Annotated in this window: 20 protein-coding genes; 12 read left to right on the top strand and 8 right to left on the bottom strand. The window is 58.7% G+C overall.

Annotation, left to right across the window (positions count from 1 at the left end; all coding sequences use genetic code 11):
* The first annotated feature begins 146 nt into the window (after nucleotides 1–146).
* Nucleotides 147–836, top strand: coding sequence for a FadR/GntR family transcriptional regulator (locus SSARUM2_RS24130; RefSeq protein ID WP_033653941.1), 690 nt, complete (start codon nucleotides 147–149; stop codon nucleotides 834–836).
* Between the two features lie 67 nt (nucleotides 837–903).
* The gene (gene mdtD / locus SSARUM2_RS24135; RefSeq protein ID WP_025160302.1) at nucleotides 904–2,319 is read left to right on the top strand and encodes a multidrug transporter subunit MdtD; all 1,416 of its coding nucleotides are present in this window, start codon (nucleotides 904–906) and stop codon (nucleotides 2,317–2,319) included.
* Here mdtD and rbsR read toward each other — a convergent pair.
* The 7 genes from rbsR to kup all read right to left on the bottom strand — a co-directional run bounded on the left by rbsR (nucleotide 2,316) and on the right by kup (nucleotide 10,168).
* Nucleotides 2,316–3,317 (bottom strand): ribose operon transcriptional repressor RbsR, encoded by a 1,002-nt coding sequence (rbsR, locus tag SSARUM2_RS24140; protein WP_025160301.1) that lies wholly within the window; start codon nucleotides 3,315–3,317, stop codon nucleotides 2,316–2,318. The two genes, mdtD and rbsR, sit on opposite strands and share 4 nt — an antisense overlap.
* A 4-nt stretch (nucleotides 3,318–3,321) precedes the next feature.
* Nucleotides 3,322–4,248: a ribokinase gene (gene rbsK / locus SSARUM2_RS24145; RefSeq protein WP_060452983.1), complete on the bottom strand. Its 927-nt coding sequence runs from the start codon at nucleotides 4,246–4,248 to the stop codon at nucleotides 3,322–3,324.
* 61 nt (nucleotides 4,249–4,309) lie between these two features.
* Nucleotides 4,310–5,197, bottom strand: a complete 888-nt coding sequence (gene rbsB, locus SSARUM2_RS24150; protein ID WP_060453010.1) for a ribose ABC transporter substrate-binding protein RbsB — start codon at nucleotides 5,195–5,197, stop codon at nucleotides 4,310–4,312.
* A 24-nt stretch (nucleotides 5,198–5,221) separates the two neighbouring features.
* Nucleotides 5,222–6,190, bottom strand: coding sequence for a ribose ABC transporter permease (gene rbsC, locus SSARUM2_RS24155; protein WP_019455467.1), 969 nt, complete (start codon nucleotides 6,188–6,190; stop codon nucleotides 5,222–5,224).
* Nucleotides 6,191–6,196: 6 nt separating this feature from the next.
* Nucleotides 6,197–7,702: a ribose ABC transporter ATP-binding protein RbsA gene (gene rbsA / locus SSARUM2_RS24160; protein ID WP_060452984.1), complete on the bottom strand. Its 1,506-nt coding sequence runs from the start codon at nucleotides 7,700–7,702 to the stop codon at nucleotides 6,197–6,199.
* A gap of 7 nt (nucleotides 7,703–7,709) precedes the next feature.
* On the bottom strand, nucleotides 7,710–8,129 hold the full coding sequence (rbsD, locus tag SSARUM2_RS24165; protein ID WP_060431115.1) for a D-ribose pyranase: 420 nt from the start codon (nucleotides 8,127–8,129) through the stop codon (nucleotides 7,710–7,712).
* 170 nt (nucleotides 8,130–8,299) lie between these two features.
* On the bottom strand, nucleotides 8,300–10,168 hold the full coding sequence (gene kup, locus SSARUM2_RS24170; protein WP_033636508.1) for a low affinity potassium transporter Kup: 1,869 nt from the start codon (nucleotides 10,166–10,168) through the stop codon (nucleotides 8,300–8,302).
* A gap of 283 nt (nucleotides 10,169–10,451) precedes the next feature.
* On the opposite strand from kup, the gene ravA reads away from it, so the two are divergent.
* Both ravA and viaA read left to right on the top strand, forming a co-directional pair.
* Nucleotides 10,452–11,960 carry an ATPase RavA gene (ravA, locus tag SSARUM2_RS24175; RefSeq protein WP_120150901.1) on the top strand — a complete coding sequence of 503 codons (1,509 nt, stop codon included), beginning with the start codon at nucleotides 10,452–10,454 and terminating at the stop codon, nucleotides 11,958–11,960.
* Between the two features lie 2 nt (nucleotides 11,961–11,962).
* Entirely contained in the window at nucleotides 11,963–13,426 is a 1,464-nt protein-coding gene (gene viaA / locus SSARUM2_RS24180; RefSeq protein ID WP_033649569.1) for an ATPase RavA stimulator ViaA, read from the top strand.
* Nucleotides 13,427–13,432: 6 nt separating this feature from the next.
* Here viaA and asnA read toward each other — a convergent pair whose 3' ends face one another.
* A complete protein-coding gene (gene asnA / locus SSARUM2_RS24185; RefSeq protein WP_033636511.1) occupies nucleotides 13,433–14,425 on the bottom strand; it encodes an aspartate--ammonia ligase in 993 nt (330 codons plus the stop codon).
* Nucleotides 14,426–14,580: 155 nt separating this feature from the next.
* Here asnA and asnC point away from each other — a divergent pair, with 155 nt between their 5' ends.
* The 8 genes from asnC (at nucleotide 14,581) to atpF (ending at nucleotide 21,254) form a co-directional block, all read left to right on the top strand.
* Entirely contained in the window at nucleotides 14,581–15,042 is a 462-nt protein-coding gene (asnC, locus tag SSARUM2_RS24190; protein WP_004933786.1) for a transcriptional regulator AsnC, read from the top strand.
* Between the two features lie 100 nt (nucleotides 15,043–15,142).
* On the top strand, nucleotides 15,143–15,583 hold the full coding sequence (mioC, locus tag SSARUM2_RS24195) for an FMN-binding protein MioC (protein ID WP_033649568.1): 441 nt from the start codon (nucleotides 15,143–15,145) through the stop codon (nucleotides 15,581–15,583).
* 380 nt (nucleotides 15,584–15,963) lie between these two features.
* The gene (gene mnmG, locus SSARUM2_RS24200) at nucleotides 15,964–17,853 is read left to right on the top strand and encodes a tRNA uridine-5-carboxymethylaminomethyl(34) synthesis enzyme MnmG (RefSeq protein ID WP_282488514.1); all 1,890 of its coding nucleotides are present in this window, start codon (nucleotides 15,964–15,966) and stop codon (nucleotides 17,851–17,853) included.
* A 138-nt stretch (nucleotides 17,854–17,991) separates the two neighbouring features.
* Nucleotides 17,992–18,612 carry a 16S rRNA (guanine(527)-N(7))-methyltransferase RsmG gene (gene rsmG, locus SSARUM2_RS24205; RefSeq protein WP_033649566.1) on the top strand — a complete coding sequence of 207 codons (621 nt, stop codon included), beginning with the start codon at nucleotides 17,992–17,994 and terminating at the stop codon, nucleotides 18,610–18,612.
* 639 nt (nucleotides 18,613–19,251) lie between these two features.
* On the top strand, nucleotides 19,252–19,635 hold the full coding sequence (gene atpI / locus SSARUM2_RS24210; RefSeq protein WP_004933796.1) for a F0F1 ATP synthase subunit I: 384 nt from the start codon (nucleotides 19,252–19,254) through the stop codon (nucleotides 19,633–19,635).
* Nucleotides 19,636–19,657: 22 nt separating this feature from the next.
* Nucleotides 19,658–20,437 (top strand): F0F1 ATP synthase subunit A, encoded by a 780-nt coding sequence (atpB, locus tag SSARUM2_RS24215; protein WP_025160299.1) that lies wholly within the window; start codon nucleotides 19,658–19,660, stop codon nucleotides 20,435–20,437.
* Between the two features lie 49 nt (nucleotides 20,438–20,486).
* Entirely contained in the window at nucleotides 20,487–20,726 is a 240-nt protein-coding gene (gene atpE, locus SSARUM2_RS24220; RefSeq protein ID WP_004093904.1) for a F0F1 ATP synthase subunit C, read from the top strand.
* A gap of 57 nt (nucleotides 20,727–20,783) precedes the next feature.
* Nucleotides 20,784–21,254 (top strand): F0F1 ATP synthase subunit B, encoded by a 471-nt coding sequence (gene atpF / locus SSARUM2_RS24225; protein WP_004933804.1) that lies wholly within the window; start codon nucleotides 20,784–20,786, stop codon nucleotides 21,252–21,254.
* The last annotated feature ends 9 nt before the right edge of the window (nucleotides 21,255–21,263 follow it).

A 21,263-nucleotide genomic window follows, 5' to 3' on the forward strand; every position in this document is an offset into this window, starting at 1 on the left:
ATGCAAAAAACTTTTCAAGCGCGCTTTTTTTCAACAAAAGGGCGAAAAAGCGACGAATTTATGTCACTTTTTCAGGCAAACAGCCATAAAAGCTGGCGATCACTGGAGTAAAATAGAAATAACGATGTCAGTAAGGATCCGCAGCCATGCCGTTAAATGCACAACAACAGGCCGCCCAACGCAATCTTTCTTATCTGCTTGCAGAGAAACTTGGCCAACAAATTCTGGCTGGCGATTATCAGGCCGGCAGCATCCTGCCCGGTGAAATGGAACTGGGCGAGCAATTCGGCGTCAGCCGCACCGCAGTACGCGAAGCGGTAAAGATGTTAGCCGCCAAAGGCATGTTGCTACCGCGCCCGCGCATCGGCACCCGCGTGATGCCGCAGAGCCAATGGAATTTCCTCGATCAGGATTTACTGACCTGGTGGATGACGCGGGAAAACTTCGATCAGGTGATGCAACACTTCCTTATCCTGCGTACCTCGCTGGAGCCGCAGGCCTGCGCGTTGGCGGCAAACCACGCCAGCCCGCAGCAAACCAAGCTGCTGGCGGAGCTGATGGCGGAAATGCGCGCGCTGCATACCCAGTTTGATCGCGAGCGTTGGATCCAGGTCGATACCCAATTCCACCAGCTCATCTACGAGGCCAGCGGCAACCCGTTCCTGACCTCGTTCGCCAACCTGTTCAGTTCGGTGTACCAAAGCTACTTCCGCGCCATCACCGGCAATGAAGTGATCAAGCTGCGCCATCATCAGGCTATCGTCGATGCGATACTCGCCGGAGACAGCGCCGGCGCGCTCGTCGCCTGCCAGATACTGCTGAAAGAGAAAGACTAGACACGCTCCCCGCTTATATATAGAAGAAAGAGACGAGGGACAGACGACCATTTAACCAGGACCGACCATGACCCAATCCGCGCGCAGTATGGCAGGACTTCCGTGGATCGCCGCAATGGCGTTCTTTATGCAGGCGCTGGACGCCACTATCCTCAATACCGCGCTGCCGGCGATCGCCCAAAGTCTGGGGCGTTCGCCGCTGGCGATGCAATCGGCCGTCATCAGCTACACGCTGACGGTGGCGATGCTGATCCCGGTCAGCGGCTGGCTGGCGGACCGCTTCGGCACCCGGCGCGTGTTCATCTTCGCCGTCACGTTATTCACCCTCGGCTCGCTGCTGTGCGCTCTGTCCCCTACGCTGAGCGCGCTGGTCGCCTCTCGCGTGCTGCAGGGCATCGGCGGCGCGATGATGATGCCGGTCGCGCGATTGGCGCTACTGCGAGCCTACCCGCGCAGCGAACTGCTGCCGGTGCTGAACTTCGTCACCATGCCCGGCCTGGTCGGGCCGATTCTGGGGCCGCTGCTGGGCGGCTGGCTGGTCACCTACGCCACCTGGCACTGGATTTTCCTGATCAATATCCCTATCGGCCTGCTCGGCATCTTCTATGCGCGTAAATACATGCCGGACTTCACCACGCCCAAGCGCCGCTTCGACTTCCTTGGCTTTATGCTGTTCGGCCTGAGCCTGGTGCTGATCTCTACCGGGCTGGAACTGTTTGGCGAGCGGGTACTGGCGAGCTACGTTTCGCTGGGCATTCTGCTCAGCGGCTTCGTGATGCTGTTCGGCTACATCGCGCACGCCCGCCGTCATCCTCAGCCGCTGATCGGTCTCGACCTGTTCAAAACCCGCACTTTCTCGGTCGGCATCGCCGGCAACGTCGCCTCCAGGCTGGGCACCGGCTGCGTGCCGTTTTTAATGCCGCTCATGCTGCAGGTGGGATTCGGCTACACGGCGATCGTCGCCGGCTGCATGATGGCACCGACCGCCATCGGTTCGCTGATGGCGAAATCCACCGTCACTCAGGTGCTGCGCTGGTTCGGCTACCGTAAAACGCTGGTCGGCATCACCGTCATCATCGGGGTGCTGATCGCCCAGTTCGCCCTGCAAAGCCCGGGCATGCCGCTGTGGCTGATGATCCTGCCGCTGTTCGTGCTGGGCATGGCGATGTCCACCCAGTTCACCGCCATGAACACCATCAGCCTGGCGGATTTGAACGACGCCAACGCCAGCGCCGGCAACAGCGTCCTGGCGGTCACCCAGCAGCTGTCCATCAGCTTCGGCGTGGCGATCAGCGCGGCGGTGCTGCGTTTTTACGAATCCCTGTCGTTAGGCACCATGATCGACCACTTCCATTACACCTTTATCACCATGGGGATCGTCACCGTGGCATCGGCGCTGGTGTTTATGTTGCTGAGAAGGAAGGATGGCCGCAATTTGATCAGCGGCCAGGAAAGCAAGAAAGAAGCGAAGGCGGCGAGTTAACGGCGGCCCACCGAGGCGCGTTCCACCAGCTCGGGCGTCAGCACCAGCACCTGGGGGGCGCGCTCCGGGTTTTGCAGGCGATTGATCAACGCATCGATCGCCAGTTCGCCCAGCGAATCCTTCGGCTGATGAATGGTGCTCAGCGGCGGCGCCAGATAGCGCGCCAGCTCAATGTCATCGTAGCCCATCACCGCCATATCCTGTGGCACGGAGAGCCCGGCCTGATACAGCGCCTGATAAACGCCCACCGCCACCGCGTCGTTGCCGGCGAATACCGCATGCGGCGGCTCGTCCAGCGCCAGCAGTTGGCGCATGGCGTTCACGCCGCCCTCAAACTCAAAATCGCAATGCACTTCATACCCTGGCGGAACCGGCAATCCGGCGCGCCGCATCGCGTTGCGATAGCCTTCCAGTCGGTGACGAGCGGTGGTTTTATCCTGCGGGCCGGCGATGCAGGCGATTTTGCGGTAGCCACGGGCGATCAGATGATCGGTCGCCATCTCGCCGCCCAGCAGCGAGTTATCCTGAATAATGTCGTTGGCGCCCTCGAATGGCGCCCAGTCCATCATCACGATCGGCAATGACGGGTAGCGGCTCAGGGCATCTTGCGATGGCCGGTGGTTTTCGGTGCACATCAGCAGCAAACCGTCGACGCGCTTTTGCAGCAGCGTCTCCATGCTGCGGTTCATGCGCGCGGCGTCTTCTTCGGTATTGCACAGGATTAAACTGTAGCCGCGTTCATAGCAGCTGCGCTCCACGCCGCGCACCACTTCGGCATAAAACGGGTTGTTGCTGGCGGTCACCAGCATGCCGATGGTGCGCGTCTGGTTGAGCTTCAGGCTGCGCGCCAGCGCGGAAGGCGCATAGTTCAGCTGTTCTACGGCCGCCATGACCTTGTCGCGCACGCTGTCGCTGACAAAGCGATTGTTGTTGACCACATGCGAAACGGTAGAGGTTGAAACGCCCGCCAGGCGGGCGACATCTTTCATGGTGGCCAAAGGATCACCCCTGCTGCTGCAAGAAGGCGTCGATCTCTTCACGCCACGGCACCGAAGGCTGCGCGCCAGGGCGGGTCACGGCGATCGCCGCCGCCGCATGGGCGAAACGCACCGCGTCGGCCATGGCCTTGCCTTCCAACAGGGCTGTGACCAGCGCACCGTTAAAGGTATCGCCGGCGGCGATAGTATCCACCGCTTGCACCTTGAAGCCAGGCACCCGTTTGCCGTTGCCGTTTTCGCTCAGCCACACGCCGCGGCTGCCGAGGGTGATGATCACCGTCGCGATGCCCTTGTCGTGCAGCGCCTGCGCCGCGCGCGCCGCATCGGCGTCGTTGTCCACGGTGATGCCGGTCAGGCGCTGGGCTTCGGTTTCATTCGGGGTAATCATATCGATCATGCCCAGCAGCTCCTCCGGCAGCTCACGCGCCGGGGCCGGGTTGAGGATCACCTGCGTGTGATGCTGCTTCGCCAGGCGGGCGGCGGCGATCACCGTCTCCAGCGGCGACTCCAGCTGCATCAGCAGGGCATCGGCGTCGATCACTTTTTGTTGGTAGCGTGCCAGGTAATCCGGCGTCACCGCCGCGTTGGCGCCGGCATCGATGCCAATCACGTTCTCGCCTTCGGCGTTGACGAAGATCAGCGCCACGCCGGTGGTGCTGTCGGCGATGGCTTCAATCGGTTGAGTATCAATGCGATCACTCGCCAGCTGCCGGCGGACACGTTCACCGATGTCGTCGGCGCCCACGCAGGCGATAAAGGCGATCTCCGCCCCGCTGCGCCCGGCCGCCACCGCCTGATTCGCGCCCTTGCCGCCAAACGCCACCTTATACTGTTTCCCGATCACCGTTTCGCCCGGGTGGGGGAAGTGTTCAATATTGAGGATATGGTCGGCATTGATGCTGCCAAGAACCACCAGCTTACCTGTTTCCATCGCATTGATTCCTGAATTGCGCGCCATCGTAAACGCCCCGTTCCGATGGCGCTGGTATGACTTATTTAGTGACCAGTTTCAAATCGACCGGGATGGTCGCCGGCACTTTTTCGCCTTTCAGCACTTTATCGGCGGTTTCCACACCGATCACGCCGATCTGATCGGGACGCTGCGCCACGGTCGCCGCCAGCTTGCCGCCTTCAACCGCTTTCACGCCGTCGGCGGTGCCGTCGAAGCCTACCACGATCACGTCGGTTTTACCGGCGGTTTGCAGCGCGCGCAGCGCACCCAGCGCCATTTCATCGTTCTGGGCGAACACCGCCTGCACGTCCGGGTGCGCGGTCAGCAGGTTCTGCATCACGTTCAGGCCCTTGGTGCGATCGAAATCGGCCGGCTGGCTGGCCAACAGTTTGAATTTATTCTGATCCAGCGACTGCTTGAAGCCTTCACCGCGTTCACGCGCGGCGGAAGTGCCGGCGATGCCTTCCAGCTGAATCACCTTGGCATCGGCGCCCACCTTCTTGGCGATGAAGTCGCCGGCCATTTTGCCGCCCACGCGGTTATCCGAAGCGATGTGGCTCACCACGTCACCCTTGCTCGCCACGCGGTCCAGCGTGATGACCGGGATCTTAGCCTGGTTGGCCATCTTGATCGCGTTGCCCACCGCATCGGAGTCGGTCGGGTTGATCAGCAGCAGCTTGGGTGCGCGCACCATCAGATCCTGCACGTTGGCCAGCTCTTTCGCCGGGTTGTTCTGGGAATCCAGCACCACCAGGTTGTAGCCCAGCTTGTTGGCCTCTTGCTGCGCGCCATCCTTCATCGAGACGAAGAACGGGTTGTTGAGGGTGGACACCACCAGCGCGATGGTGTCTTTGGCCATGGCATTGGCGCTCAGGGTGGCGCTCAGCGCGATGGCGGAGGCTAAGGTTGCCAGTTTTTTCATTTTCATCATCGTGATTCCTGTAGGGGGAGGTTACTTGTTGCTTTTGTTATCTACCAGAACCGCCAGCAGTATCACCACTGCCTTCACGATCATTTGGTAGTAGGAAGAAACACCCAGTAAATTCAGGCCGTTGTTCAGGAAGCCGAGGATCAGCGCCCCGATCAACGTGCCGACGATGCGGCCCTTGCCGCCGGCCAGGCTGGTGCCGCCCAGCACCACGGCGGCGATGGCGTCCAGCTCATAGCCGGTGCCGGCGGTCGGCTGCGCCGACGACAGGCGCGCCACTTCGATCACCCCGGCCAGCGCCGCCAGCAGGCCGCACAGCGAGTAGACGATAATCTTCACCTTATCGACGCTGATGCCGGACAGGCGGGTTGCCGCTTCGTTGCCGCCCAGGGCATAAATATAGCGGCCCAGGCGCGTATGGTGCAGCATATACCAGGCGGCGATGAACACGATTGCCATGATCCAGATCGGCGTAGGCACGCCCAGCGGGCGGCCGATGCCGAACCAGCCGAAGGTGTCGGCCACGTCGGTGAAACCGGTGTTGACCGGGCTGCCGTTGGTGTACACCATGGTGACGCCGCGCAGCAGCAGCATCATCACCAGCGTGGCGATAAAGGCCTGCACTTTGCCTTTGGCGACGATCACCCCGGTGCAGGCGCCAACCGCGGCGCCCAGCGCCAATGCCGCCGCCACCGCCACCAGCGCGTTGACCTCAAAACCGACGATCGACGCCGCCACCGCGCCGGTCAGCGCCAGCAGCGATCCCACCGACAGATCGATGCCGGACGTAAGGATCACCAGCGTCATCCCCACCGCCATGATGGCGTTCACCGAGGTTTGCTGCAGAATATTGAACAGATTGTTCAGGGTGAAGAAGTTCGGGCTCATGGAAGAGACCACGGCGATCAGCACCAGCAGCGCAATCAACGACTTCTGCTCTAACAGCCACTCTTTACTGAACCAGCGCTTGGCTGCGATAGTCTGGGAACTCATATCTGATTACTCCTGCTTTACGCCGTATTGCTTGCCGACGGCTGCCGCCATCAACGCTTCCTGGGTGGCCTGTTCAATCGGGAACTCGCCGCTGAGATGCCCTTCGTGCATCACCAGAATGCGATCGCTCATGCCCATCACCTCCGGCATTTCCGAAGACACCAGAATGATGCTCAGCCCTTCCTGCTTGAACTGGTTGATTAACTGATAGATCTCTTTTTTGGCGCCGACGTCGACGCCGCGCGTCGGCTCATCGAGGATCAGCACCTTCGGCCGAGTCATCAGGCCGCGGGCGATCGCCACTTTTTGCTGATTGCCGCCGGAAAGCAGACCGATCGGCTGTTCCATCGACGGCGTTTTGATATTGAACAGCCGGATGAAATCCCCCACCGCCTGCCGCTCGTCGGCCTGTTTCAGGCTGCCGTCGACGCGGCTGAAGTAGCGCAGCGCGGTCAGCGACATGTTTTCCTTCACCGACATGCCCAGCACCAGGCCGTCGCGCTTGCGGTCTTCCGAGATATAGACGATGCCGTTCGCCAACCCGTCCTGCGGCGAATGGGTGACCACCTCGCGGCCATCCAGGCTGACGGTGCCGGCCTTGCGCGGCGCGGCGCCGTACAGGATCTTCATCAGTTCGGTGCGCCCGGCGCCCATCAGCCCGGCCACGCCGAGGATCTCGCCGCGATACAGCGTAAAACTGACGTCCTCAACGCCGGGGCCGGAAAGGTGGCTGACTTCCAACCGTTTTTCCCCGCGCGGCAAATCAAGGCGCGGGTATTGCTCTTCCAGCTTGCGGCCGACCATCATCTCAATCAGCGAATCTTCCTGCAGCTCGCTCACCGGCCGCTCGGCGATAAACTGCCCGTCGCGGAACACGGTCACGTCGTCGCAGATTTCAAAAATCTCTTTCAGGCGGTGCGAGATATAAACGATGCCGCGCCCTTCGGCCTTCAGCTCGTTGATCACTTTGAACAGCGAGGCGGTTTCGGTGTCGGTCAGCGCGTCGGTCGGTTCGTCCATGATGATCACTTTCGATTCGAAGCTCAGCACCTTGGCGATCTCCACCATCTGCTGATCGCCGATCGACAGCTCGCCCACCAGCCGGTGGCTGCTGTAGCGCAGGTTGAGGCGCGCCAGCAAGCGATCGGCCTCGGCGTACATACGCTTCCAGTCAATGCGGCCGAAACGGTTGACGAACTCGCGGCCGAGGAAGATGTTTTCCGCAATCGTCAGCTGCGGGATCAGATTCAGCTCCTGATGGATAATGCCGATGCCCGCTTCCTGCGAATCTTTAGGCCCGTTGAACGCCACCTCGTTACCGAGAAAATACTGGCTGCCGGCGTCTTTCTGGTAGATGCCGGTCAGCACTTTCATCATGGTGGACTTCCCGGCGCCGTTTTCCCCCACCAGCGCCATCACCTTGCCGGGATAAACGCTGAGGGCGGCGCCGGAAAGCGCCTTCACGCCGGGAAAGGCTTTATCAATCCCTTTCAGTTGCAGTAAAGGTTGCATAAACGCCTCAGAAAGTTACGCCGGCGCACAGGATCAGGTTCGCGTAAGGCGAACACTCCCCGCTGCGGATCACCGCCCGGCTGTGCTCGGTTTGCGCTTTAAATGCCTGATGGCTGATATAACGCACGCTGATGGTATTGCCCTGGCGTTGGCCCAGGGCGGTCAGTTCAGCCAACAGTGCCTCGTGGAGCGACGGATTCTGTTTCACGATCTCTTCCGCCAGGATGGCGCTTTCTACCTGCATCTCTTGCGTGACCGCCGCGAACACCTGTATGAAGGTCGGCACGCCCTGCGTCAGCGCCAGATCGATGCGCTGCGTCGCCGCCGGTATCGGCAGGCCCGCGTCGCACAGGGTGAGCTGGTCGGTATGCCCCAGCCGGGCAATCACGGCAGACACGTCGGAATTCAGTAATACGCCTTTTTTCATCTTCTCACTCCGCTAGCGAAACGTTTCGCTCTCTGGGGGAGTTTAAAAAAACGGCAGGGGAAGGCAACCGGGACAATGCAGAAGTGTGATCGCTATCGAAACGTTTCGTTCACGCACGGACAATGCGCAAACAAAAGGGGCTCAGCCATGCTGAGCCCCTGTCAGGCGGGTTAGATCTCGACCTGCGTGCCGAGCTCGATGACCCGATTCGGCGGGATCTCAAACTGATCCGGCGCGCGCAGCGCGTTGCGGCTCAGGGCGACGAACAGCTTGCCGCGCAGGTAGAGGTACCACGGCCGCTTGGTGAGGATCAGCGATTCATGGGACATGAAGAACGAGGTCTCCGACATGCGGCACGGCAACCCTTCCAGCCCGCAGCGGTGGAATACCTCCTCGACGTTCGGCGTTTCCCGCCAGCCGTAGCTGGCCACTACCCGCCAGAAGGTCGGCGACAGCTGTTCGATGGTCACCCGACGCACGTTGTGCACGTAAGGCGCATCCTCGGTGCGCAGCGTCAGCAGCACCACGCGCTCATGCAGCACCTTGTTGTGCTTCAGGTTGTGCAGCAGCGCAAAAGGAATGACGTTGGTGGCGCGCGACAGGAACACCGCGGTACCCGGCACCCGCACCGGCGGCGATTTCTCCAGCGAGGCGATCATCGCCTCCAGCGAGTTGCCGTGTTCATGCAGGCGGCGCAGCAGGCGGAAGCGCTCGCTCTTCCAGGTGGTCATAATGATAAACATCACCAGCGCCAAGGTCAGCGGCAACCAGCCGCCGGAGAACAGCTTCAGGGCGTTGGCGGAGAACATCGGCACGTCGATGATCAGCAAGATGGCAGCGATGCCGAGCGCCAGGAAGCGATTCCAGTGCCAGTTGTTGATCGCCACCGAGGTGACCAGAATGCTGGTCAGCACCATGGTGCCGGTGACGGCGATGCCGTACGCCGCCGCCAGGTTGCTGGAGTGTTCGAAACCGACAATCACCAGCACCACCGAGATGTACAGCGTCCAGTTGATCACTGGAATGTAGATCTGGCCGGATTCCATTTCCGAGGTGTGAATAATGCGCATCGGCGACAGATAGCCCAGGCGCACCGCCTGGCGGGTCAGCGAGAAGACGCCGGAAATCACCGCCTGCGAAGCGATAACCGTCGCTAGGGTCGCCAGAATCAGCAGCGGGATCAGCGCCCAGTCGGGTGCCAGCAGGAAGAACGGGTTTTTGATCGCCTCAGGGTTTTTCAGCAGCAGCGCGCCCTGGCCGAAGTAGTTGAGCACCAGCGAAGGCAGCACCACGGTGAACCAGGCCAGGCGGATCGGGAACTTGCCGAAGTGCCCCATATCGGCATACAGCGCCTCGACGCCGGTGATCGACAGCACCACCGCCCCCAGCGCAAAGAACGACACCTTCTTATATTCCATGAAGAAGTTGAGCGCCCATTTGGGGTTCAGCGCCTGCAGCACTTCCGGGTTCGAAATGATGCTGCGCGCGCCCAGCACCGCCAACACGATGAACCACAGCAGCATCACCGGGGCGAACAGCTTGCCGACGCTGCCGGTGCCGTGCTTTTGGATAACGAACAGCAGCGTCAGCACCAGAATGGAGAGCGGCACGATATAGGCATCGAGCGCAGGCGCGGCGATTTCCAGCCCCTCTATCGCCGACATCACCGAGATAGCCGGGGTGATCACCACCTCGCCATAGAAGAAGCTGCCGCCGATCAGGCCCAGTATCACCAGCACCGCGGTGGTGCGCGCCGAAGTGTTGCGCCCGGCCAGCGACATCAGCGTCAGAATACCGCCTTCTCCGGCGTTGTCCGCGCGCATCACGTAGGTGAGATATTTGAGGGAAACGATCACGATCAGCATCCAGAAAATCAGCGACAGGAAGCCGAAAACCACGTCTGGACGAACATCGAAGCCGTAATGGCCGGAGAAACACTCTCTCAACGTATAGAGAGGGCTGGTGCCGATATCACCGTAGACCACGCCGATGGCCGCCAGGGTTACCGCCGATAAGGACTGCTTATGCTCTGCGCTCATAATTCGTTTCTTTATCAGAACATCCGTTAGCGATGCATCCGCATCAGGCAAAATACGGGCTCAAAGATCCGTCACGCCCACCAGAAAGCCGCACAGTATGCACCATTTATACGGCTTGCCTACCCTTATATCAGAGCCGAAAAATAAACAAAATGTGAACCGGATATCCGGCTCAACTTAGAAAAATATTACTAATCAACAAGCTATACCACTAAAAATAATGGTGGTTTATCATCGGATTATCGACCAAGATTGGCTAACTCTCGGACAATGCGACAATTATATGACGCCATCATCCCTTCTGGCAGAACGAATTTCCCGCCTCAGCAGCGCGCTGGAGAGCGGTCTTTATGAGCGGCAAGAAGCGATTCGCCTGTGCCTGCTGGCGGCGCTGAGCGGCGAAAGCGTATTCCTGCTCGGCCCGCCCGGCATCGCCAAGAGCCTGATCGCGCGCCGGCTGAAGTTTGCCTTCCGCAACGCCCGCTCCTTTGAATACCTGATGACGCGCTTTTCCACGCCGGAAGAGGTCTTCGGCCCGCTCTCCATTCAGGCGCTGAAAGATGAGGGGCGCTATCAGCGTCTGACCGCCGGCTACCTGCCGGAAGCGGAGATCGTGTTTCTGGACGAGATCTGGAAGGCCGGCCCGGCGATCCTCAACACCCTGCTGACGGCGATCAACGAACGGCGCTTTCGCAACGGCAACAGCGAAGAACCGATCCCGCTGCGCCTGCTGGTCACCGCCTCCAACGAACTGCCCGAAGCGGACAACAGCCTCGAAGCCTTATATGACCGCATGCTGATCCGCCTGTGGCTGGATAAGGTGCAGGATAAGCAGAATTTCCGCTCGCTGCTGGTCAACCGCCAGAGCGAAAGCCAAAACCCGGTGCCGGCGGCGCTGAGCGTCAGCGACGAAGAGTTTCTGCAGTGGCAGCCGCAGATCGATAAGGTGGCGCTGCCGGAAGCCTGCTTTGAGCTGATTTTCCAGCTGCGCCAGCGGCTGGACGCGCTGGAACAGGCGCCGTACGTCTCTGACCGACGCTGGAAAAAAGCCCTGCGCCTGCTGCAGGCCTGCGCCTTCTTCAGCGGGCGCGACGCCATCGCCCCGCTCGACCTGATGCTGCTGAAAGACTGCCTGTGGCACGATCTCACCTCGCTGAAGCTGCTGCAACAGCAGATCGATCAGCTGCTGACCGAATCGGCCTACCAGCAACAGTCGATGCTGATCCAACTGCAACAAATCCACACCCGCTGGCTGCAGGATCAGCAGCAACAAAGCGACCGGCAGGCCATCAGCCTGGTGAAAAAGGGCGGCATGTTCAGCCGTAAACCGCAATACGCGCCGGCCACGCCGTTCGCCGGCGGCACCCTCACCCTGTTGCTGCAAAAGCCGCTGCAGCTGCATGACATTCAGGTCAACCATCTGAGCATCGAAAGCAGCGTGCTGGACAACTGGCTGCAAAAAGGCGGCGACGTGCGCGCCAAGCTGAACGGCATCGGCTTCGCGCAGCCGATCGATTTGGAGGTCGATGACCAACTGCACCTGACGGTGCTGGACGTCAGCCGCCAGCCGTCGCTGCTGGCGCTGCCGGGCAAACAGGCCACCGCCACGCCGCAGGCGCTGCTGGACGAAATGGACGTGTTGGCCCAACGCCTGGCGGAGCAGCGCCGCGCCTTCAGCCAACATCAGCCCTGTCTGTTCACGCCCGCCGCCGGCCTGGCCAAGATCGAAGCCAGTCTGCTGCAGGTGGCGGAGCAGGTTAAACAGCAACTGCAGCAAATGCGCGGCCAGTAACCATGCTCAGTCTGGAGACGCTCGATCTGCTGCTGGCGATCGCCGAAGGCGAAATGATCGAGGAGATGATCGTCGGCATGCTGGCGGCGCCGCAGCTGTCGGTGTTCTTTAAAAAGTTTCCGGCCCTTCGCCGGGCGCTGGATCGCGATCTGCCACGCTGGAAACTGCAGCTCAAGGAGCGTCTGCAGGAAGCCATGGTGCCGCCGGCGCTGGCGCAGGAATTTTACCGCTACCAACAGTGCCAGCTGGAGAACAACACCCAGTTCTATCACAACCTCAACGACACGATGGAGCTGCTGCGCCAGCTGGTCTCGCCGTTTTATGAACAGGCGCGCGCGCTGGTGGACGCCGCCGATCTGCCCAATCATCCGCTGGACGACAGCTTCCAAACCCTGTTCCTGCAGCGCTGGCGCATCAGCCTGACGCTGCAGGCCACCATGCTGCACCACCAACTGCTGGAACAGGAACGCGAGCAACTGATGGCGGAACTGCAGGAGCGACTGGCGCTGAGCGGCGCGCTGGAGCCGCTGCTATCGGAAAACGACACCGCCGCCGGCAGGCTGTGGGACATGAGCAAAGGCCAGCTACAGCGCGGCGATTACCAGCGGCTGGTGGAGTACGGCAACTTTTTGCAGCAGCAGCCGGAGCTGAAAAAGCTGGCGCAGCAGTTGGGCCGCAGCTATCAGGCCAAGGCGGTGCAGCAACAGGACGCGCAGCCGGAGCCGTTCAGGGTGATGGTGCAGGTGCCGGCCACGCTACCGGAAGAAGTGAGCGGCATTCATCAGAGCGACGACATCCTGCGCCTGCTGCCGCCGGAGCTGGCGACGCTGGGCATTGAAGAGCTGGAGTTCGAATTTTATCGCCGCCTGTTGGAAAAGCGGCTGCTGAGCTACCGCCTGCAGGGCGACGTCTGGCAGGAGCAGATCCTGATCCGCCAGGTCACCCATCAGCAGCAGGATCAACAGCCGCGCGGGCCGTTTATCGTCTGTGTGGACACCTCAGGATCGATGGGCGGCTTCAACGAACAGTGCGCCAAGGCGTTCTGCCTGGCGCTGCTGCGCATTGCGCTGGCGGACAACCGCCGTTGCTACATCATGCTGTTCGCCAACCAGATCGTGCATTATGAGCTCACCGCCGCCAGCGGCATCGAACAGGCGGTGCGCTTTCTCGGCCAGCAGTTTCGCGGCGGCACCGATCTGGCGGCCTGCCTGAACGCCACCGTCACCAAAATGGCGGAGAGCGGCTGGTTCGACGCCGATGCGGTGATCATTTCCGATTTTATCGCCCAGCGGTTGCCGGAGGAGGTAATAAAGAAGGTGAAACAGCAGCAGCAAAGCCACCAGCAGCGTTTCCATGCGGTGGCGATGTCCGCCTACGGCAAACCCGGCATCATGCGCATCTTCGATCATATCTGGCGCTTCGATACCGGGCTGAAAAGCCGTTTGATGCGCCGCTGGCGGCGCTAGGCGGGATCAGAGCAGGCCTTCGACCGCCCCGCGCACTTCCGGCGACCACACGCCGCACTGCACCTGGCCGATATGCGACAGTTGCAGCAGCAGCATCACCAAGCGCGACTGACCGATGCCGCCGCCGATGGTCTGCGGCATATCGCCGCGCAGCAGCGACTGGTGCCACTCCAGCTTCATGCGCTCTTCATCGCCGGTCAGCGCCAGCTGACGTTTCAGCGCGGCGGCGTCGACGCGGATACCCATAGAGGACAGCTCGAAAGCGTCCTGCAGCACCGGGTTCCACACCACGATATCGCCGTTCAGGCCCGCCAGGCCATCCGCCGCCGGGGTGGTCCAATCATCATAATCCGGTGCCCGCACATCGTGCGATTTGCCGTGCGACAGCTTGCCGCCGATGCCGATCAGGAACACTGCGCCCAGCTCTTTGGCGATCGCCCGCTCGCGCCCTTTGGCGTCCAGATCCGGGTAACGCTGCAGCAGGGTTTCGCTGTGCACAAAGTGGATCTGTTCCGGCAGGAACGGGGTCAGACCATGCTCGCGGCTGACTTCCGCCTCCGTCGCCTTGATGGCGGCGTAAATGCTGCGCACGGTGCTTTTCAGGTAGTCCAGGCTGCGCTCACCGTCGCCCATCACCCGCTCCCAGTCCCACTGATCGACGTACACCGAGTGGATAGGCGTCAGGCGATCTTCATCCGGGCGCAGCGCCTTCATATGGGTGTACAGGCCTTCGCCGGCGCCGAAATCGTAGCTGCCCAGGGTTTTGCGTTTCCATTTCGCCAATGAATGCACCACTTCGAAGGTGGCGTCCGGCAGGGTTTTCACCTTAACCTGCACCGCTTTCTCGCTGCCGGAGAGGTTATCCTGCGTGCCGTCGCCCAGACGGCTGAGGATCGGCGCCTGCACTTCGATCAGGCCAAGCTGTTGCTCCAGCTGGCGGGAGAAGAAGGATTTGACCTGGCTGATTTGTTGTTGTTTTTGGATAAACTGTTTTTTCATTGCCGTATCTCTTGTAAACCTGTCTCTGTTACCATCGATTAAGCAACAAAACGACACGTCAATTCAATATCCATTAATCAATATTGCCTTTTCACTTTTAATCGTTCATTTTTATCCGGACAGAATTCAACAATCGTTAATTAATGGGGGATTAAATGGCGGAAATTTATCAGATCGATAATCTCGATCGCGGCATCCTCAACGCTCTGATGGACAACGCGCGCACGCCGTACGCCGAACTGGCGAAAAACTTTGCCGTCAGCCCCGGTACCATTCATGTGCGGGTAGAGAAGATGAAACAGGCCGGGATCATCACCGGCGCGCGCATCGACGTCAGCCCCAAACAGCTGGGCTACGATGTGTGCTGCTTTATCGGCATCATATTAAAGAGCGCCAAGGACTACCCTTCGGCGCTGAAAAAGCTGGAAAGCCTGGAGGAAGTGGTGGAAGCCTATTACACCACCGGCCACTACAGCGTCTTTATCAAGGTGATGTGCCGATCGATCGACGCACTGCAGCAGGTACTTATCAACAAGATCCAGACCATCGACGAGATCCAGTCTACCGAAACGCTGATCTCGCTGCAGAACCCCATTATGCGCACCATCGTGCCGTAACCCGCCAAATTGCATACCCACATTATCCACAGGTAGATCCCAGCCGATTCACAGCGTACAATGCAGCCACTTTGAGTGAGAAGGTTGGGATCGTTGGTTCATGGCAGACATTACTCTGATCAGTGGCAGTACGCTTGGCAGCGCCGAATACGTGGCTGAACATTTGGCTGAAAAGCTGGAAGACGCGGGTTTCTCTACCGAGATGCTGCACGGCCCTGAACTGGATGAACTGCCGTTGACCGGCCGCTGGCTGGTGGTCTCTTCCACGCACGGCGCCGGCGAACTGCCGGATAACCTTCAGCCGCTGCTGGAGCAGATCGCCGAACAACAGCCGGATCTTTCCGAGGTGCAGTTCGGCGCCGTCGGTTTGGGCAGTTCGGAATACGACATCTTCTGCGGCGCGATCAAACAGATCGACGATCTGCTGATCGCCAGAGGCGCGAAAAGGATCGGCGATCGTCTCGAGATCGACGTGACCGAGCATGAAATTCCCGAGGATCCGGCCGAGGAATGGGTAAAAAACTGGATTAATTTACTCTAGTTTGTCTAAAGATCGCGCGAACGATTGTGGATAACTAAGCTTAAAAGCAGGGTAAAAGCCGTAGTTATCCAAATAACAACCGCAGGTCGCTTTTTGTCCTGTGCATAACAAGCCTTTTAGATCCCAGCTTATCTGCGTCGGGATCACCGATCATTCACAGCAAACGATCCTCCTTAATCTGCTGATCTTCTTCGTGAATAGTTACTTATCCACAGAGGATCGCGATCCTAATAAGAGATCTAATAAAGAGATCTTTAAATAAAAAAGATCTTCTTTTAATTACCGACGATCCTGACCGCTTGGTCGATCGTCTAAACTTGAGTAGAATCCCCCACCCCAGGGCAAATACGATCGTTCGCAATACGGCGAGGTGCAGTTCCATGTTTTATCCAGATCAATTTGACGTCATCATCATCGGTGGTGGCCATGCAGGTACCGAGGCCGCCATGGCCGCGGCGCGCATGGGACGTCAGACTTTATTATTGACACACAATATCGATACGCTGGGACAGATGTCCTGTAACCCGGCGATTGGCGGTATTGGTAAAGGGCATCTGGTTAAGGAAATTGATGCACTCGGCGGCCTGATGGCCACGGCGATCGATCATGCCGGCATCCAGTTTAGGATACTAAACGCCAGCAAAGGCCCTGCCGTCCGCGCCACTCGCGCGCAGGCGGATCGCGTACTGTATCGCCAGGCGATCCGCACCGCGTTGGAGAACCAGCCCAACCTGATGATCTTCCAACAGCCGGTTGAGGATCTGATCGTCGAAAACGATCGCGTAGTGGGCGCCGTCACCCAAATGGGCCTGAAATTCCGCGCCAAAGCGGTAGTATTGACCGTCGGCACCTTCCTGGACGGCAAGATCCATATCGGCCTGGAGAATTACAGCGGCGGCCGCGCGGGGGATCCTGCTTCGATCTCGCTGTCGCAGCGTTTGCGTGAACTGCCGCTGCGCGTCAACCGCTTGAAAACCGGTACGCCGCCGCGCATCGACGCCCGCACTATCGATTTCAGCGTACTGGCGCCACAACACGGCGATACGCCGGTGCCGGTATTCTCGTTCCTGGGCGATGCCAGCCAGCACCCGGAACAAATGGCGTGCTACATCACCCACACCAATGAAAAAACCCATGACGTGATCCGCAATAACCTCGATCGCAGCCCGATGTATGCCGGGATCATCGAAGGGATCGGCCCACGTTACTGCCCGTCGATCGAAGACAAGGTCATGCGCTTTGCCGATCGCAACGCGCACCAGATCTTCCTCGAACCGGAAGGCCTGACCAGCAACGAAATTTACCCTAACGGCATTTCCACCAGCCTGCCGTTCGACGTGCAGATGCAGATCGTCCGTTCGATGGAAGGGATGCAGAACGCGCGTATTATTCGCCCTGGTTATGCCATCGAGTACGATTTCTTCGATCCGCGCGATTTGAAGCCGACGCTGGAAAGCAAATTCATTCAGGGGCTGTTCTTCGCCGGCCAGATCAACGGCACCACCGGGTATGAAGAAGCCGCTGCGCAGGGCCTGTTGGCCGGCCTGAACGCCGGGCGCTTCGCCGACGAACAGGAAGGCTGGGCGCCACGTCGCGATCAGGCCTACCTGGGCGTGCTGGTGGACGATCTCAGCACCCTCGGCACCAAAGAACCGTACCGCATGTTTACCTCGCGCGCCGAGTATCGTCTGATGCTGCGTGAAGACAACGCCGATCTCCGCCTGACGGAAAAAGGCCGTGAACTCGGCCTGGTGGACGACGTGCGTTGGGCGCGTTACAGCGAGAAGCTGGAGCGAATCGAACGCGAACGTCAGCGCCTGCGCGACATCTGGATGCACCCGCACGCCGAGAACGTCGAACAGGTCAATGCGCTGCTGAAGGCGCCGCTGTCGCGCGAAGCGAACGGCGAAGAGCTGCTGCGCCGCCCGGAGATGGATTACGCGCAGTTGACCGGCACCGAGGCCTTCGCGCCGCCGCTGGACGACGTACAAGCCGCCGAACAGGTCGAGATCCAGGTCAAATACGAAGGCTACATCGCTCGTCAGCAGGAAGAGATCGAAAAACAACAGCGCAACGAGAACACCGTGCTGCCGTTGGATCTCGACTACCGTCAGGTTTCTGGGCTGTCGAACGAGGTGATCGCCAAGCTGAACGATCACAAACCGAACTCCATCGGCCAGGCTTCGCGCATCTCCGGCATTACGCCAGCGGCGATCTCGATTTTGCTGATCTGGCTGAAAAAGCAGGGACTGCTGCGCCGCAGCGCATAAATCCCGCATCCAGGCGGCCGTTTGCTCATCCCGTAGCCAAACGGCCGCTGACATCACTTGCGCCCTGAATTATCATAGGCGCCTCATTGCGCCAGCTAACCATCCGCTGGTCGTTCAGCGCCTGCCAAAGGATCCGTTGTGCAAAAAAAATTAGACTCGCTGCTCGCGGCAGCAGGCATTGAGCTGCCCGATCAGCAGAAACAGCAGCTGCTGGGCTATGTCGGCATGCTGGATAAGTGGAACAAGGCTTATAACCTCACGTCGGTGCGCGATCCGCAGCAAATGCTGGTGCGCCACATCCTCGACAGCATCGTGGTCAACCCGCATCTGCAGGGCTCGCGTTTTATCGATGTCGGCACCGGCCCCGGCTTGCCGGGCATTCCGCTGGCGATCGTGCGCCCGGACGCGCATTTCACGCTGCTGGACAGCCTGGGCAAGCGCGTGCGTTTCCTGCGTCAGGTGCAACATGAGCTGGGCCTGAACAATATCGAGCCGGTGCAGAGCCGCGTTGAGGAGTTTCCGGCCGAGCCGCCGTTCGACGGCGTGATCAGCCGCGCGTTCGCTTCGCTGCAGGATATGCTGTCCTGGTGCCATCACCTGCCGGCGAAAGGGCAGGGGCGTTTTTACGCGTTGAAAGGCGTGCGCCCGGATGAAGAGCTGGCGCAGCTGCCGGCGGGCGTTAGCCTGGAATCCATCGTGCGGCTGCAGGTGCCTGAATTGGAAGGCGAACGCCATCTGGTGATTCTTAAGGCAAACTGAGTTTGCTTTTGATCAAACAAGCGTGAATTAAAGGCAGTACTAAGCAGAAAGATAAGCAGGCTAATTAGTTGGTCGCTTTTTTTAGTTAATTTACTTTCTATTAACACAAAAAACGCGGCTAATTAGCGACAATAGAGTAATTGCATTTGGAAATAGTCACGTTAGCAATCATGTGCGAAAGATTGGCGTTTGCTGCTAATGTTAATTGGCTGTTGGAATATTGCCCTGCGGCTTGTCAATAAAAGGTTTTCGTCGGGTATACGGATTGTTTTTGAACAGTTAACTTATAATGTTTTGATTTATATAATCTTTTGATCGCTCAAATTGCTAAAGACGGTTTGGTTGACCATCGGCTATAAATCAGGAAGGGACATTACTGTGATCGGCTTCGCGTTTCTAAACGCAACGCTGGAATAATCAGACAATTAAATGCGCCCTATTATTCCGACCGTTTTCTTGTGAAAATAGGCTGGAATAGGGAAATTTAAATAATTGTTCACCTTTTCGCTACTTATCGATTGAATTCGTTGGTATGCCCCGTATAATTTGCTCGTTTTTTGCTGCTTGACTCTGGACAGCAAAAACAGTTGTATACGTCACTCAGCATACCCCCTCTGGGGTACGGAGAGAACAAACGTCATGTCTGTGTCCCTTTACAGCGGGAAAGTCGCACGCAAACTGCTGTTTTTGCAGTTAATGACTTTTGTTCTGATCAGCGTTGCTTTCTGGCTGAAAAGCCCGGAATGGAGCGCTTCGGCGCTGGCAGGCGGTCTCGCCGCCTGGTTGCCGAGTGCAATGTTTATGCTGTTTGCCTTGCGCCATCAGGCGCAAACGCCGGCGCCCGGTAGGGTTGCCTGGTCGTTCGCCATCGGCGAGGGGCTAAAGGTCGTGATCACCATCGTTTTGCTGATCGTGGCGCTGGGGGTGTTCAAGGCGGAGTTTATACCGCTTGGCCTGACCTATTTAGCGGTGTTAGTGGTGCAGATAGTGGCACCGGCCGTGATTAACAGTTACCGAACTTAACTAAATAAGGGTAAGAGGCATCATGTCTGCAGGAGAAGTCTTGACTCCACAGGAGTATATCGGTCACCACCTGACGCAGCTTCAGGTCGGGACTGGGTTTTGGTCGATTAACCTCGACTCGATGTTTTTCTCCGTCGTCCTCGGGGCGCTCTTCCTGGTGATCTTCCGCAAAGTGGCCAAAAACGCCACCAGCGGCGTGCCGGGTAAACTGCAAACCGCCGTGGAGCTGGTGGTCGGTTTCGTCGACAGCAGCGTGCGCGACATGTACCACGGCAAGAGCAAGGTCATTGCGCCGTTGGCGCTGACCGTGTTCGTCTGGGTGTTCCTGATGAACCTGATGGACCTCATCCCGGTTGACTTCCTGCCTTATCTCGGCACCCACGTTCTCGGTCTGCCTGCGCTGCGCGTCGTGCCTACCGCCGACGTGAACGTCACGCTGTCTATGGCGCTGGGCGTGTTTATCTTGATTCTGTTCTATAGCATCAAAATGAAAGGCGTTGGCGGGTTCGTTAAAGAGTTGACCATGCAGCCGTTCAACCACCCTGTATTCATTCCTATCAACCTGATTCTTGAAGGTGTCAGCCTGCTGTCCAAACCTGTTTCACTGGGTCTGCGACTGTTCGGCAACATGTATGCGGGTGAGTTGATCTTCATCCTGATTGCCGGCCTGTTGCCGTGGTGGTCACAGTGGGTCCTGAGCTTGCCTTGGGCTATCTTCCACATCCTGATCATTACGCTTCAAGCCTTTATTTTCATGGTTCTGACGATCGTCTATCTGTCGATGGCGTCTGAAGAGCACTGATTTTCTTAAAACACTTGCACTTTTAAACTGAAACAAACTGGAGACTGTCATGGAAAACCTGAGTATGGATCTGCTGTACATGGCTGCCGCTGTGATGATGGGTTTAGCGGCAATCGGTGCTGCGATCGGTATCGGCATCCTGGGTGGTAAATTCTTGGAAGGCGCTGCTCGTCAGCCTGACCTGATTCCTCTGCTGCGTACACAGTTCTTTATCGTTATGGGTCTGGTCGACGCCATCCCGATGATCGCTGTAGGTCTGGGTCTGTACGTGATGTTCGCCGTCGCGTAAGTAGAGCAACCCTCTACGACGTAACCAAACTATTAACTTTTAAAGAGGCATTGTGCTGTGAATCTTAACGCAACAATCCTCGGCCAGGCCATCGCGTTCGTTCTGTTTGTCTGGTTCTGCATGAAGTACGTATGGCCGCCGATCATGGCTGCCATCGAGAAACGTCAGAAAGAAATCGCTGACGGCCTCGCTTCTGCAGAGCGTGCCAAAAAAGATCTGGACTTAGCGCAAGCCAATGCGACCGACCAGCTGAAAACTGCTAAAGCAGAAGCTCAGGTGATCATCGAGCAAGCGAACAAACGCAAAGCTCAGATCATGGATGAAGCGAAAGCCGAAGCCGAGCAGGAACGTAACAAAATCGTGGCGCAGGCTCAGGCTGAGATCGAAGCCGAACGTAAGCGCGCTCGTGAAGAGTTGCGTAAGCAAGTCGCGATGCTGGCAATTGCCGGCGCCGAGAAGATCATCGAACGTTCCGTGGATGAAGCTGCTAACAGCGACATCGTTGATAAACTGGTCGCTGAACTGTAAGGAGGGAGG

Source organism: Serratia sp. K-E0102 (assembly GCF_029962625.1).
In the GTDB taxonomy this organism is placed as follows: Bacteria; Pseudomonadota; Gammaproteobacteria; order Enterobacterales; family Enterobacteriaceae; genus Serratia; species Serratia sarumanii.